General features: G+C 71.1%; 13 protein-coding genes. 9 read left to right on the plus strand and 4 right to left on the minus strand.

The genetic code is table 11. From position 1 onward, the window contains the following. Nucleotides 1-35 precede the first annotated feature (35 nt). From AB0C73_RS14615 to rpmG, 3 genes are all read right to left on the minus strand, one after another. Nucleotides 36-1,190, minus strand: a complete 1,155-nt coding sequence (locus AB0C73_RS14615) for a GTP-binding protein (protein ID WP_362529361.1) — start codon at nucleotides 1,188-1,190, stop codon at nucleotides 36-38. Beyond that, nucleotides 1,190-1,435 carry a type B 50S ribosomal protein L31 gene (locus AB0C73_RS14620; RefSeq protein ID WP_362529083.1) on the minus strand — a complete coding sequence of 82 codons (246 nt, stop codon included), beginning with the start codon at nucleotides 1,433-1,435 and terminating at the stop codon, nucleotides 1,190-1,192. The genes AB0C73_RS14615 and AB0C73_RS14620 overlap by 1 nt, the downstream gene beginning before the upstream one ends. Before the next feature lie 81 nt (nucleotides 1,436-1,516). Then, nucleotides 1,517-1,681, minus strand: a complete 165-nt coding sequence (rpmG, locus tag AB0C73_RS14625; protein WP_362529086.1) for a 50S ribosomal protein L33 — start codon at nucleotides 1,679-1,681, stop codon at nucleotides 1,517-1,519. A 92-nt stretch (nucleotides 1,682-1,773) separates the two neighbouring features. On the opposite strand from rpmG, the gene rpmB reads away from it, so the two are divergent. The 3 genes from rpmB to AB0C73_RS14640 all read left to right on the plus strand — a co-directional run bounded on the left by rpmB (nucleotide 1,774) and on the right by AB0C73_RS14640 (nucleotide 3,651). Next, nucleotides 1,774-2,010 (plus strand): 50S ribosomal protein L28, encoded by a 237-nt coding sequence (rpmB, locus tag AB0C73_RS14630; RefSeq protein WP_362529089.1) that lies wholly within the window; start codon nucleotides 1,774-1,776, stop codon nucleotides 2,008-2,010. Then, nucleotides 2,010-2,315 carry a 30S ribosomal protein S14 gene (gene rpsN, locus AB0C73_RS14635; protein ID WP_362529091.1) on the plus strand — a complete coding sequence of 102 codons (306 nt, stop codon included), beginning with the start codon at nucleotides 2,010-2,012 and terminating at the stop codon, nucleotides 2,313-2,315. Before rpmB ends, rpsN begins: the two co-directional genes overlap by 1 nt. Nucleotides 2,316-2,472: 157 nt before the next feature. After that, nucleotides 2,473-3,651 carry an alginate lyase family protein gene (locus tag AB0C73_RS14640; protein ID WP_362529094.1) on the plus strand — a complete coding sequence of 393 codons (1,179 nt, stop codon included), beginning with the start codon at nucleotides 2,473-2,475 and terminating at the stop codon, nucleotides 3,649-3,651. 4 nt (nucleotides 3,652-3,655) lie between these two features. Here the strand turns inward: AB0C73_RS14640 and AB0C73_RS14645 are convergent, their stop codons facing one another. Beyond that, a complete protein-coding gene (locus tag AB0C73_RS14645) occupies nucleotides 3,656-4,966 on the minus strand; it encodes an ROK family transcriptional regulator (RefSeq protein WP_362529097.1) in 1,311 nt (436 codons plus the stop codon). 185 nt (nucleotides 4,967-5,151) lie between these two features. On the opposite strand from AB0C73_RS14645, the gene AB0C73_RS14650 reads away from it, so the two are divergent. The 6 genes from AB0C73_RS14650 (at nucleotide 5,152) to AB0C73_RS14675 (ending at nucleotide 12,927) form a co-directional block, all read left to right on the plus strand. Next, nucleotides 5,152-6,471: a sugar ABC transporter substrate-binding protein gene (locus AB0C73_RS14650; protein WP_362529099.1), complete on the plus strand. Its 1,320-nt coding sequence runs from the start codon at nucleotides 5,152-5,154 to the stop codon at nucleotides 6,469-6,471. Between the two features lie 12 nt (nucleotides 6,472-6,483). Then, the gene (locus AB0C73_RS14655; RefSeq protein WP_362529102.1) at nucleotides 6,484-7,476 is read left to right on the plus strand and encodes a sugar ABC transporter permease; all 993 of its coding nucleotides are present in this window, start codon (nucleotides 6,484-6,486) and stop codon (nucleotides 7,474-7,476) included. A gap of 19 nt (nucleotides 7,477-7,495) precedes the next feature. Further along, a complete protein-coding gene (locus AB0C73_RS14660) occupies nucleotides 7,496-8,335 on the plus strand; it encodes a carbohydrate ABC transporter permease (RefSeq protein WP_362529363.1) in 840 nt (279 codons plus the stop codon). Between the two features lie 98 nt (nucleotides 8,336-8,433). Next, nucleotides 8,434-9,819, plus strand: a complete 1,386-nt coding sequence (locus tag AB0C73_RS14665; protein ID WP_362529105.1) for a GH1 family beta-glucosidase — start codon at nucleotides 8,434-8,436, stop codon at nucleotides 9,817-9,819. A gap of 45 nt (nucleotides 9,820-9,864) precedes the next feature. Then, on the plus strand, nucleotides 9,865-12,054 hold the full coding sequence (locus tag AB0C73_RS14670) for a discoidin domain-containing protein (RefSeq protein ID WP_362529108.1): 2,190 nt from the start codon (nucleotides 9,865-9,867) through the stop codon (nucleotides 12,052-12,054). A 144-nt stretch (nucleotides 12,055-12,198) separates the two neighbouring features. After that, entirely contained in the window at nucleotides 12,199-12,927 is a 729-nt protein-coding gene (locus AB0C73_RS14675) for a hypothetical protein (RefSeq protein WP_362529110.1), read from the plus strand. Nucleotides 12,928-12,944 lie beyond the last annotated feature (17 nt).

A 12,944-nucleotide genomic window follows, 5' to 3' on the forward strand; every position in this document is an offset into this window, starting at 1 on the left:
CTTCGGGGGTCGGTTTCGGTGGGGTCGTACGAGGGTCAGGCGGCGTCGAGGAGGGTGTCGAAGGCGGCGGGCAGGCGCTGCCACGCCTCACGCCCCGCCCGGTATTCGGCGTCCGTCAACAGGCAGGAGTCCAGGAGGCGTTCGAGACCGTCGCGGTCGAGGCCGGGCGAGGTGAAGACGAGGTGCTGGCAGCGGTCGCCGTGCTCGGGGTGCCAGTCGAGCGCGGCGGCCGCGCGGCGCAGAGGCGGCACCATCTCCCAGGCGGCTTCGGGCAGGGACGCGAGCCACGGGCCGGCGCTCGCCACGGACAGCGCTCCCCCGGCGGCGTACCAGGCGAGCAGTGTGTCGGGGCGGTCGGCGAGCCAGAACCGGCCGCGGCTGCGGGCCGCCGCGCAGCACAGGTCCTCAAGTGCCTCGTAGAGCCGCTCCGGGTGGAACGGGCGGTGGCGACGCCAGACGAAGGTGGCGACGCCGGCCTCGTCGGCGTCCTGGGGCAGCAGCGCACATGCGGGGTGCTGGGCGGCCGCCGCGGCCTCGACGTCGAAGCCGGCGAACGCGGCCCGGGCGAGGTCGGGGGAGGCGGCGGGGACGCGTAGCGCCGTGGGATGGAGCTGCGCCAGCAGGGCGTGGTCCTCGTCGTCGGCCGCCTCGTTGCCGACGACGGCCAGGACGGGTGCGTATTCGAGCTGGCGGGCCCAGGTGTCGCCGACCGTGCGCCGGTCGGTGGGGGCGGCGGCCAGGCCGGCCTCGGCGAGGTCGTCGCCGTTGCCCAGGCAGGGCAGGACGAGTCCCGGATCCACGGCCGTGATCACGTTCGTGAGGGCCAGCCGGTCTCCACCGTGTCCGACGATGACCTCCGCCATGGCCTTCGGCTCGACCGAGTCCCACAGTTCGACCACGGCGAGCCGGGTCAGACCGCTGTCCGCCAGCCGTTCCAGCTCCGGCACGAGGTCTTCGCGCAGCGCGCAGCACGCGCAGTCGCCGACCAGGGGCGTCTCGCCGGAGGAGACGATGCCCGAGGCGTCGCGGACGGTACGGAGCACGGTGCCGTGGGCCGCCGCTCCGGCGAGGTCGTGGTGCAGCACCACGCTGTCCGGAACGGTCCGCAGGAGATGCTCGACGACCTCCCTGCGTGCCTCGGCGTGCAGCCCGGCGACGATCACGACGGGCATCTGCTGATCGCTGCCCATCATCGGGCCCCGTAGCGGCGCTGGAACTTCTCGACGCGGCCGGCGGTGTCGAGAACGCGTGCCGTGCCCGTGTAGAAGGGGTGGCTCGCCGAGGAGATCTCCACGTCGACGACCGGGTAGGTGTGGCCGTCCTCCCAGTCGACGGTCTTGTCACTCGTCATGGTGGAGCGGGTGAGGAAGGCGGTGCCGGAGGCGGAGTCGCGGAAGACGACGGGCTCGTAGGCGGGGTGGATGCCGGGCTTCATGGCAGGACCTTTCGATGGCCGGGGTGGGTCGGGGTGCGCTGGTGGGTCGGGGTGGGCTGGCGGATCGGGGGGCTGGAGCGGTCAGCGCTCTTCGCGGAAGTCGACGTGCCGCCCGGCCACGGGGTCGTACTTGCGGAGCACCAGGCGGTCGGGGTCGTTGCGCCGGTTCTTGCGCGTCACATAGGTGAAGCCGGTGCCCGCCGTGGAGCGGAGCCTGATGACGGGGCGGATCTCGTTGCGTGCCATGCCGCTAGTATATGGGAACGGTTTTCATTTCCAACAACAACGCCGCAAGCAAGCGAACACCACCCCAGCCAGCGAGAGAGGCGACAGCACTCATGTCAGCCCACTGCCAACTGACCGGAGCCCAGCCGGGATTCGGCAACCACATCTCCCACTCCCACCGGCGCACCGCGCGCCGCTTCGACCCGAACATCCAGCGCAAGCGCTACTGGCTGCCCAGCGAGGGGCGCCATGTGCGCCTGACGCTCAGCGCCAGGGCGATCAGGACGGTGGACGCGATCGGCATCGAGGCCGCCGTGGCGCACATCCGCGCGCGGGGAGGGAAGGTCTGATGGCGAAGCGAAGCAAGATCGCGAAGAACGAGCGGCGCAAGGAGATCGTCGAGCGGTACGCCGCCCGTCGGGCCGAACTCAAGGAGACCATCCGCCGGCCGTCGTCCACCGCGGCCGAACGCGAGGCCGCCCTCGCGGAGTTGCGGCGCCAGCCGCGCGACGCCGGCGCGACGCGCGTACGCAACCGCGACAGCGTGGACGGGCGCCCCCGCGGCTACCTGCGCGCGTTCGGGCTCTCCCGCGTACGGGCACGCGAGCAGGCGCACGCCGGCTTCCTGCCGGGAGTGACCAAGTCCTCCTGGTAGCTGCCGACCGGTAGACGGAAACGCGACGAGGGCGCCCGCGCGCGGCACTTCCTTCACGTCTTGACGCAAGGGTGGTCCAGACCTATGGTCACGGCTCAACGCGTCTGTTCATCAAGGCGCTTGACGTTCACATACACGAACGGAAGGCCCCCCACCCATGCGCAGAACCGGACTCCTCGCGGCAGCGGCCGCCCTCGTCGCCGGCGCCCTCGTCTGGCCGTCCGCACCCCGGGCCGAAGCGGCCCCCGCCGTCTTCACACACCCCGGAGTCACCGTCTCCCAGGGCCAGTTGGACTTCGCCCGCGCCAAGGTCCTGGCCGGTGCCCAGCCCTGGAAGGGCGCGTACGACCAGATGATGGCGAGCAAGTACGCCGACCTGAACCGCACCCCGAAACCCCGCGCGGTCGTGGAGTGCGGTTCGTACTCCAACCCGAACTACGGCTGCACCGACGAGCGCGAGGACGCGATAGCCGCGTACACGAACGCCCTCGCCTGGTACATCACCCGTGACGCGCGCTACGCGCAGAAGTCCATCCAGCTGATGGACGCCTGGTCCGCCGTCATCACGGACCACACCAACTCCAACGCCCCGCTCCAGACCGGCTGGGCCGGCTCCTCCTGGCCCAAGGCCGCCGAGATCATCAAGTACACCTACACGGGCGGCTGGCCGAACTCCGGCCGGTTCGGCACGATGCTCCGCGACGTCTACCTGCCCGAGATCATCAACGGCTCCCACTCCAACGGGAACTGGGAGCTCTCGATGATGGAGGCGGCCGTCGGTATCTCCGTCTTCCTGGAGGACAGGACGTCGTACGACAAGGCGATGGCGAAGTTCCGCACCCGCGCCGCCGCCTATGTCTATCTCGCCTCCGACGGTGAGCTGCCGAAGACCGTGCCGAGCCAGAACCTCGACACACGCGACAAGATCGTCGCGTACTGGCAGGGCCAGTCGACCTTCGTCACCGGCCTCACCCAGGAGACCTGCCGCGACTTCACGCACACCGGCTACGGCATCTCCGCCATCTCCCACGTCGCCGAGACCAGCCGGATCCAGGGCCAGGACCTGTACGGCACGGACGTCGGCGAGCGGCTGCGCCAGGCGCTCGGGTTCCAGTCCAGGTACGAGCTGGGCACGGCCGCGCCGAGCTGGCTGTGCGGCGGCACCCTGCACCTGGGGCTCGGCCCCGTCACCGAGGTCGGCTACAACGCCATGCACAACCGCCTCGGCTTCGCCATGACCAACACCGAGACGCTGACCAAGCGCAACCGCCCGGCCGGCAGCAACAACCTCTTCGTCGCCTGGGAGACCCTCACCCACGGAGACAACCTCTCCTGAGGTTTCAGGGCGTGACGCGGTCCGCGAGCGCCGTCCGCCAGGCCGGGGCCGGGACGCTCGGGGTGGTCTCGGGGCGCCGGCCGCCGCGGGCGAAGAAGTCCGAGAGCGGCAGGAGCGCCGCGCCGACCGTGACCGCCTCGGGGCCCAGGGTGCCCAGGGCCACGCTGGTGCGGCTCGCCGGATAGCGCAGCGAGTACTCGGTGGCGTACCGGGTGACGGTGTCGAGGAAGCGGGTGCCGAGCTGGAGGCCGGCCCAGCCGCCGACCAGGATGCGTTCGGGCTGGAAGAGGTTGACGAGGTCCGAGAAGCCGGCGCCGAGGTACTCGGCGGTCTCCTCCAGGACGGCGAGGGCCGTGGCGTCGGGGGCGGTGCCCGAGCCGTCGGCCGGGTAGGCGGCCGCCAGCATCGCGGTGAGGGCGGTCTCCTCGTCGGCGCCGGCGGGCGGGCGGCCGCCCGCTTCGGCCCAGCGCTCGAGGAGGGCCTCGGCACCCGCGTACGCCTCCAGGCAGCCGCGGGAGCCGCAGCGGCAGCGGCGCCCACGGACGCTGACGGTGAGGTGGCCCCATTCGAGGGCGCGGGCGGGTCCGAGCGGGTCGGTGACGACGCAGGCGCCGACGCCGGAGCCGAAGAGGACGGTGACCGCGCTGCGGGCGCCGCGGCCGGCGCCGAACCACATCTCGGCCTGGCCGAGGGTCTTGGCGCCGTTGTCGATCCAGTAGGGGACGGTGTCGGGGAGGTCGACGGCCTGGCGCAGCAGGTGTTCGAAGGGGACGGCGTCCCAGCCGACGGTCTGTCCGTGGACGACGGCGCCGTCCTCCGGGGTGTGGGCGATGATGCCGGGGACGCCGACGCCCACGCCGAGGAGCCGGTCGGGAGCGACGCGCGCCGCCCGCAGGACCTCGGCGATGCCGTCGCGCACATGACGGATGACCAGGTCCACGTCGTAGCGGGAGATCCGGGGTCCCGAGCTGGGCAACGCCCGCTCCGTACGGGCGAGTTCGTTGAGGGTGAGGTCGAACAGCTCGACCCTGACCCGGGTTTCGCCGACGTCGACGCCGATCATGCAGCCGCTGCCGGGGCTGATCCGCAGCAGGGTCTGGGGGCGTCCGCCGGCCGAGTCGACGCTGCCGGCCTCCTCGACCAGGCCCTCGGCGACGAGCTCGGCGACCACGTTGCTGACGGATCCGGAGCTCAGCCCGATCGCGGGCCCGAGCATCAGGCGGCTCATCGGTCCGTCGAGGTACAGCCTTCGCAGTACGGCGGTGCGGTTCTCGCGCCGCAGGTCACGCACCGTACGGCCACTTGTCGCGTGCACGTGGGTTCCCGTCTCTGAAGTCTTTCGGTGCAACATACCCGGATTCCAAGCCTTGACGCGACCTTCACGCGAGGCTTAACTCACATCCTAAATTAAGCCGATGCCACGGAGGCGGCCGGGCCCGCCCACCGTTTTCGGTCCTCCCGTCGTTCCTCCCGTCGTCCCTGAAAGGGCCCCCTGGAGCCATGCGCACAATCAGAGCCGCCGTCACCGGTGCCGTCACCCTCTCCCTCGCCTTCGCCGCCACCGCCTGCGGCGGCGGCACGACCGACGGCTCGGGGGGCTCCGACTCGCAGCCGAAGACGCTCACCTACTGGGCCACGAACCAGGGCCCCAACCTGGAGGCCGACAAGAAGACCCTCCAGCCCGAGCTCGACAAGTTCGAGAAGCAGACCGGCATCAAGGTCAAGCTGGAGGTCATCCCCTGGTCCGACCTGCTCAACCGGATCCTCACCGCCACCACCTCCGGCCAGGGCCCCGACGTCCTCAACATCGGCAACACCTGGAGCTCCTCGCTGCAGTCCACCGGCGCCCTGCTGCCCTGGGACGAGAAGAACTTCGGAGCGATCGGCGGCAAGGACCGCTTCGTGGACTCCGCGCTCGGCGCGACCGGCGCCCCGGGCAAGGACCCGGCCGCCGTGCCGCTCTACTCCATGGCCTACGCGCTCTACTACAACAAGAAGATGTTCGCCGACGCCGGCATAGCGAAGCCGCCGACCACCTGGGCCGAGGTCGAGGCCGCGGGCAAGAAGCTCAGCAAGGACGGCACGTGGGGCATCGGCGTCGAGGGCGCCAACCTGTCCAACAACATCCACCAGGTCTTCGTGCTCGGCAAGCAGCACGGCGCCGACTTCTTCACCCCCGACGGCAAGCCCGACTTCACCTCCGAGGGCGCCGTCGCCGCGGTCAAGCAGTACGTCGACCTGATGGCAGGCTCGAAGATCGTCGCACCCGGCAACGCCGAGTACGCGCAGAACCAGTCCCTCTCCGACTTCGCCAAGAACCGCACCGGCATGGTCCTGTGGCAGACGCCCCAGCAGACCTTCGCCGCCCAGGGCATGTCCGAGGACCAGTGGGGCGTCGTCCCGGCCCCCGTCCCCTCCGGCACCCCCGGCCAGGGCGCCCAGACCAACTCCATGGTCGCCGGCATCAACATCTCCGTCTTCAAGAACACCAGGAACCTCGACGGCGCCCTCAAGTTCGTGAAGTTCATGACCGGTGACGAGGAGCAGATCCTCCTCAACAAGACGTACGGCTCCGTCCCGCCGGTCAAGACCGCCCAGGCCGACCCCGCCTTCGACACGGCCTCGCTCGCGGTCATCCGCGACACCCTCACCAAGAGCGCCGCCGCCCTGCCGCAGGTCCCGGAGGAGTCCCAGTTCGAGACCGTCGTCGGCACCGCCGTGAAGGAGCTCTTCGCCGACGCCGCCGCCGGCCGGGCCGTCACCACCGAGTCCGTCAGGGCCAAGCTCGACAAGGCCCAGCAGCAGATGCCGAAGAAGTAGGCAGCACCTCACATGACCCAGACCGCCGTCACTCAGCGGAGTGGGCGTGCGGTGCGCGAGGCCGGACCCGGAGCGGCGCCCGCACAGCGCCGCTCCGGGCGCCGCCGCATCGCCCTCCCGTACCTGCTGCTGCTCCCCGCACTCGTCCTCGAACTCCTCGTCCATCTCGTCCCGATGCTCATGGGCATCGGCATGAGCTTCAAGGAGCTCACCCAGTTCTTCATCCGGGACTGGTCGGCCGCGCCCTGGGCCGGCCTCGGCAACTACAGCGTCTCGGTCGACTTCGACGCCCCGGTCGGCCAGGCGCTCCTGAAGTCCTTCTTCACCACGTGCCTGTTCACCCTGGCGTCCGTCGCGCTGTGCTGGTTCCTCGGCACCGCCGCCGCCGTCTTCCTCCAGGAGAACTTCCGCGGCCGCGGCATCCTGCGGACCCTCTTCCTCGTCCCGTACGCCCTGCCGGTCTACGCCGCCGTCATCACCTGGGCGTTCATGTTCCAGCGGGACAACGGGATGATCAACCACCTGCTGCACGACCAGCTCGGCATCGGCGACGGCCCCGCCTTCTGGCTCATCGGCGACAACAGCTTCTGGGCCCTGCTCACCGTCTCCGTCTGGAAGGGCTGGCCGTTCGCCTTCCTCACGGTGATGGCCGGGCTGCAGAACATCCCCCGGGACATGTACGAGGCGGCCGCCCTCGACGGCGCCGGCGTGTGGAAGCAGATCCGCCACATCACCCTGCCGTCGCTGCGGCAGGTCAACCAGGTCCTGGTCCTCGTCCTCTTCCTGTGGACCTTCAACGACTTCAACACGCCGTTCGTGCTCTTCGGCAAGGCGGCACCGGAAGCGGCCGACCTGATCTCCCTGCACATCTACCAGTCGTCCTTCCAGACGTGGAACTTCGGCACCGGATCGGCGATGTCCGTGCTGCTCCTGCTCTTCCTCCTCCTCGTCACAGGCGTCTACCTCCTGCTCACCACCAGGGGAAGGAAGACCTCCGATGTCTGAGCGCGCCCCCCGCTCCCCGATGGCCGCGCCGCGTTCCTTCCTCTGGACCCGGCGTATCTTCCTCACCCTGCTCACCGGTTTCGTGCTGCTCCCGGTGTACGTGATGATCTCCAGCTCCCTGAAGCCCCTCGCGGACGTGTCGGGGAAGTTCCAGTGGATCCCCTCCGTACTCACCCTCCGCCCGTACGTCGACATCTGGAACACCGTCCCGCTCGCCGACTACTTCATGAACTCGCTGGCCGTGGCGAGCGCGGCCACCGCGCTCTCCGTCGCCGTGGCGGTCTTCGCCGCGTACGCGATCAGCCGCTACGACTTCCACGGCAAGCGGGTCTTCGCCGTCACGGTCCTGTCGACGCAGATGTTCCCCGGCATCCTCTTCCTGCTGCCGCTCTTCCTCATCTACGTCAACATCGGCAACGCCACCGGCATCGCGCTCTTCGGCTCGCGCGAGGGCCTGATCCTCACCTATCTGACCTTCTCGCTGCCCTTCTCGATCTGGATGCTCACCGGGTACTTCGACTCGATCCCGCGCGAGCTCGACGAGGCCGCCGAGGTCGACGGCTGCGGCCCGGTCGGCGCCCTGTTCCGGGTGATCGTCCCCGCCGCGATCCCCGGCATCGTCGCGGTCGCCGTCTACGCCTTCATGACCGCCTGGGGCGAGGTCCTCTTCGCCTCCGTCATGACCAACGACACCACCCGCACCCTGGCCGTCGGCCTCCAGGGCTACGCCACCCAGAACGACGTCTACTGGAACCAGGTCATGGCCGCCTCCCTCGTGGTGAGCGTGCCCGTCGTAGCCGGGTTCCTCCTCCTGCAGCGCTATCTCGTCGCCGGCCTGACGGCGGGCGCGGTCAAGTGACCCGCCCGACCCGGCCCGCCGCACCCGCCGCACGAGTCGCACCCGCCGCACGAGTCGCCTCCTCCGCCGCACTCCGGCCCGTCACGAAAAGGTTCTCCGTGTCCGAATCCACCGCCCACCGCACGCTCGACCTGGGGGCCTTCCCTCCGGACTTCACCTGGGGCACGGCCACCTCCGCCTACCAGATCGAGGGCGCCGTCGCCGAGGACGGCCGGACCCCCTCCATCTGGGACACCTTCAGCCACACCCCGGGCGCCGTCGACAACGACGACCACGGCGACACGGCCTGCGACCACTACCACCGCTGGCCCGAGGACATCGCCCTGATGAGGGAGCTCGGCACCGACGCCTACCGGATGTCCGTCGCCTGGCCCCGCGTCGTGCCCGGCGGCGACGGCCCGGTCAACACCGCCGGACTCGACTTCTACGACCGGCTGGTCGACGCCCTCCTCTCCGCCGGCATCACCCCCAACGTCACGCTCTACCACTGGGACCTGCCGCAGGCCCTCCAGGACCGCACCGCGGATAGCCGGGGCGGCTGGACCGAGCGCGCCACCGCCGAGCACTTCGCCGAGTACGCCTCCGTCGTCGCCACCCGCCTCGGCGACCGGGTCACCCGGTGGGCCACCCTCAACGAGCCGCTCTGCTCGGCCTGGATCGGACACCTGGAGGGCCGGATGGCCCCCGGCATGACCGACCTCACGGCCGCCGTCCGCGCCTCCTACCACCTGCTCCTCGGCCACGGCCTCGCCACCGCCGCCGTCCGCGCCGCCGCCCCCGGCGCGCGGATCGGCCTGGTCACCAACCACTCCACCATCGCCCCCGCCTCCACCCGCCCCGAGGACGTCGCCGCCGCCCGCCGCGCCGACGGGCACACCAACCGCTGGTGGCTGGACCCGGTGTACGGCCGCGGCTTCCCCACCGACATGCGCGAGCTGTACGGCGTCGAGCTCCCCGAGCGGCCCGGCGACCTGGAGCTGATCTCGGCCCCGCTCGACTGGCACGGCCTCAACTACTACTTCCCGGAGACCGTCGCCGACGACCCGGCGGGCCCCGTCCCGTACGCCCGCGCGGTACGGCTCCCCGACGTGCCGCGCACCGGCATGGACTGGCAGATCGACGCCGGCGGTCTGGAGGCCTTCCTGCTCCGCCTCACCGAGGACTACGGCGTGCGCACGCTGTACGTCACGGAGAACGGCTGCGCCTTCCCCGACACCGTCGGCCCGGACGGCCGGGTGCACGACCCGGACCGCACCCGCTACCTGGAACAGCATCTCGCGGCCTGCGCCCGCGCCCTGCGCAAGGGCGCGCCACTGGCCGGCTACTACGCCTGGTCCCTGCTCGACAACTTCGAGTGGGCCTACGGCTACGACAAGCGCTTCGGCCTGGTGCACGTCGACTACGCGACCCAGCGCCGGACGGTGAAGTCGAGCGGCCGGCGGTACGCGGACCTCATCCGCGCCCACCGGACGCAGCAGGCCTGACCTGCCGACCTCCCACGTTTCCCCCACCTATCCCCAGGAGCCGCCATGTCTTCCCCCGGGTCCCCGCCGGCCTTCCGACGCCCCGTCTCCGCAGTCCGACGGACCACCGTCGGCGCCCTCCTTGCCGCGCTCGCCGGCGGCCTCCTCGCCGTCGTCCCCGCCACGACGGCCTCCGCCGCCCCCGCCCTGCTCTCCCAGGGGAAGACGGCCACCGCCTCGTCCACGGAAGGCCCCTTCGCACCGAACGCCGCCGTCGACGGGAACCTCACCGGCACCCGCTGGGCGAGCGACTGGACCGATGCGCAGTGGTTCCAGGTCGACCTCGGCCAGAGCGCCACGCTCAGCAGCGCCGTCCTGACCTGGGAGGCCGCCTACGGCAAGAGCTACCAGATCCAGGCCTCCGAGAACGGCACCGACTGGCGGACCGTCACCACCGTGACCGGCGGCGACGGCGGCACCGACGACGTGGCCCTCTCCGGCACCGGCCGCTACGTCCGGATGAACGGCCTGACCCGGGGCACCGTCTGGGGCTACTCGCTCTGGGAGTTCCAGGTGTACGGCACGACCGCCGGCGACAGCGGCACGCCCCTGCCGGGCGGCGGCGACCTCGGGCCCAACGTCCATGTCATCGACCCGTCCACCCCGAACATCCAGGCGCAGCTGGACAACGTCTTCCGGCAGCAGGAGTCGGCCCAGTTCGGCACCGGCCGGCACGCCTTCCTGTTCAAGCCGGGCACGTACAACGGCCTCAACGCCCAGATCGGCTTCTACACCCAGATCGCCGGCCTCGGTGTCCGCCCCGACGACACCACCATCAACGGCGACGTGACGGTCGACGCCGGCTGGTTCGACGGCAACGCCACCCAGAACTTCTGGCGCGGCGCCGAGGGCCTGGCCCTCAACCCGGTGAGCGGCACCGACCGCTGGGCCGTCGCCCAGGCCTCCTCTTTCCGGCGCATGCACGTCAAGGGCGGGCTCAACCTCGCGCCCAGCGGCTACGGCTGGGCCAGCGGCGGCTACATCGCCGACTCGAAGATCGACGGCCAGGTCGGCAACTACTCGCAGCAGCAGTGGTACACCCGGGACAGCTCGATCGGCGGCTGGTCCAACTCCGTCTGGAACCAGGTCTTCTCCGGCACCGAGGGCGCGCCCGCGCAGGCCTTCCCCGAGCCGAAGTACACGACCCTCGACACCACGCCGGTCTCCCGCGAGAAGCCGTACCTCATCTGGGAGGACAACCAGTACAAGGTCTTCTCCCCCGCGAAGCGGACCGACGCCCGCGGCACCACCTGGGCGAACGGCACCCCGCAGGGCGAGAAGATCCCGCTGAGCCGGTTCTACGTGGTCAGGCCCGGCACCACGGCCGCCACCATCAACCAGGCGCTCGCCCAGGGCCTGCACCTGCTGTTCACGCCCGGCGTCTACCACGTCGACCGGACGATCGACGTGAACCGGGCGGGCACGATCGTCCTCGGCCTCGGTCTGGCGACGATCGTCCCGGACAACGGTGTCACCGCGATGCGCGTCGCCGACGTCGACGGCGTCCGGCTGGCCGGCTTCCTGCTCGACGCCGGCACGGTCAACTCGCCGTCCCTCCTGGAGGTCGGCCCGCAGAACGCCTCCGCCGACCACGCTGCCAACCCCACCACCGTCCAGGACGTCTACGTCCGGGTCGGCGGCGCGGGCGCGGGCAAGGCCACCGCCGGCATCATCGTCAACAACGACGACACGATCGTGGACCACACCTGGGTCTGGCGCGCCGACCACGGCGAGGGCGTCGGCTGGGAGACCAACCGCGCCGACTACGGCGTCCGCGTCAACGGCGACGACGTGCTGGCCACCGGTCTGTTCGTGGAGCACTTCAACAAGTACGACGTCGAGTGGTTCGGCGACCGCGGCCGGACCGTCTTCTTCCAGAACGAGAAGGCGTACGACGCCCCCGACCAGGCCGCCATCCAGAACGGCACCACCCAGGGCTACGCCGCCTACCGCGTCGACGACTCGGTGACCACCCACGAGGGCTGGGGTCTCGGCAGCTACTGCTACTACAACGTCGACCCGACGATCCGTCAGGACCACGGCTTCAAGGCCCCGGTGAAGCCCGGCGTGCGGTTCCACGGCCTGCTGACCGTCTCGCTCGGCGGCAACGGACAGTTCAACCATGTCATCAACGACGTCGGCGCCCCCACCGAGGGCACCGCGACCGTCCCCTCGACCGTCGTCAGCTTCCCCTGACGGTCCGGCCGACGCCCACGCCACCGCCGGATGGTGGATACGTCAACTTCCTTACGGGCAGGGCGGTTCCGGTTGCCGCCCCGTCCGGCCGGAGGCACGATGAAAGCGCCCCCCCGTTTCCGCGACGTCCCGTCTGGGGGCAGGATGGCGAGCATTCCGCGCGGTGTGGTCGACGAGCGCGGCCGGCAGGCCGTCGTACACGATCACGAAGGCGCACTGATGGCACTGGACCTGGAGAGCGGCGCGCTGCTGTGGCGCCACGGGCCCGGCATGCGGCCGTGTGCGCTGCACGCCGGTTCGGTCGTGGCGCTGCGGATCGGTGCGGCGCCGGAGCTGGTGGTCGTGGTGCTCGATGCCGGGAGCGGTGCGGACCGCTGGGAGGCGGAGCCGGTCGCTCTGCCGTCCTGGGCGCGCTGCACCCTCGACGACACCCGGGAGTTCGCCCTGAGCGCCGAGCCGGTCGGCGATGCCGTGGTGCTCCGCTGGGTCGCCCGGTCGTGGTACGGCGGGGGCGCCGCGCCGAGCGCGCGGGTCCTGGAGGAGTCCCGGCGCGAGGCGCACGGGGCACTCCGGGTCGATCCGGCGCGCGCCGGCCGCGTGGAGGTGCTTCCGGTACCGGCCGAGGCAGATGTACCACCCCCCGTACCACCGGAGGCTCCCCCGCATCCCCCGCATCCCTCGTATCCCCCGTATCAGCAGCCTCCGGACGTGGTCGACCAGAGCGTGGTCGGTGACCTCCGCCTGGAGCTGGCCCGCCGCGCCGACTCCGGGGCCGTCGTCCTGAGGGCCGTGGATCCGCGTACCGGCACGCGCGCGTGGGAGGTGGAACTGGACCGCACGACCCCGCAGCGGGCGCCCCGCCTCCCGCCGTAGCTCCCCCGCCCCCCTCT

The organism is Streptomyces sp. NPDC048623, from assembly GCF_040650755.1.
GTDB lineage: Bacteria > Actinomycetota > Actinomycetes > Streptomycetales > Streptomycetaceae > Streptomyces.

What these genes read in the sequence shown, in the direction of transcription:
- AB0C73_RS14615 (WP_362529361.1), bottom strand. Translation starts at nt 1,190, where the DNA reads ATGGGCAGCGATCAGCAGATGCCCGTCGTGATCGTCGCCGGGCTGCAC.
- AB0C73_RS14650 (WP_362529099.1), top strand. Translation starts at nt 5,152, where the DNA reads ATGCGCACAATCAGAGCCGCCGTCACCGGTGCCGTCACCCTCTCCCTC.
- AB0C73_RS14620 (WP_362529083.1), bottom strand. Translation starts at nt 1,435, where the DNA reads ATGAAGCCCGGCATCCACCCCGCCTACGAGCCCGTCGTCTTCCGCGAC.
- AB0C73_RS14660 (WP_362529363.1), top strand. Translation starts at nt 7,496, where the DNA reads ATGGCCGCGCCGCGTTCCTTCCTCTGGACCCGGCGTATCTTCCTCACC.
- AB0C73_RS14670 (WP_362529108.1), top strand. Translation starts at nt 9,865, where the DNA reads ATGTCTTCCCCCGGGTCCCCGCCGGCCTTCCGACGCCCCGTCTCCGCA.
- AB0C73_RS14675 (WP_362529110.1), top strand. Translation starts at nt 12,199, where the DNA reads ATGGCGAGCATTCCGCGCGGTGTGGTCGACGAGCGCGGCCGGCAGGCC.
- AB0C73_RS14655 (WP_362529102.1), top strand. Translation starts at nt 6,484, where the DNA reads ATGACCCAGACCGCCGTCACTCAGCGGAGTGGGCGTGCGGTGCGCGAG.
- rpmG (WP_362529086.1), bottom strand. Translation starts at nt 1,681, where the DNA reads ATGGCACGCAACGAGATCCGCCCCGTCATCAGGCTCCGCTCCACGGCG.
- rpsN (WP_362529091.1), top strand. Translation starts at nt 2,010, where the DNA reads ATGGCGAAGCGAAGCAAGATCGCGAAGAACGAGCGGCGCAAGGAGATC.
- rpmB (WP_362529089.1), top strand. Translation starts at nt 1,774, where the DNA reads ATGTCAGCCCACTGCCAACTGACCGGAGCCCAGCCGGGATTCGGCAAC.
- AB0C73_RS14640 (WP_362529094.1), top strand. Translation starts at nt 2,473, where the DNA reads ATGCGCAGAACCGGACTCCTCGCGGCAGCGGCCGCCCTCGTCGCCGGC.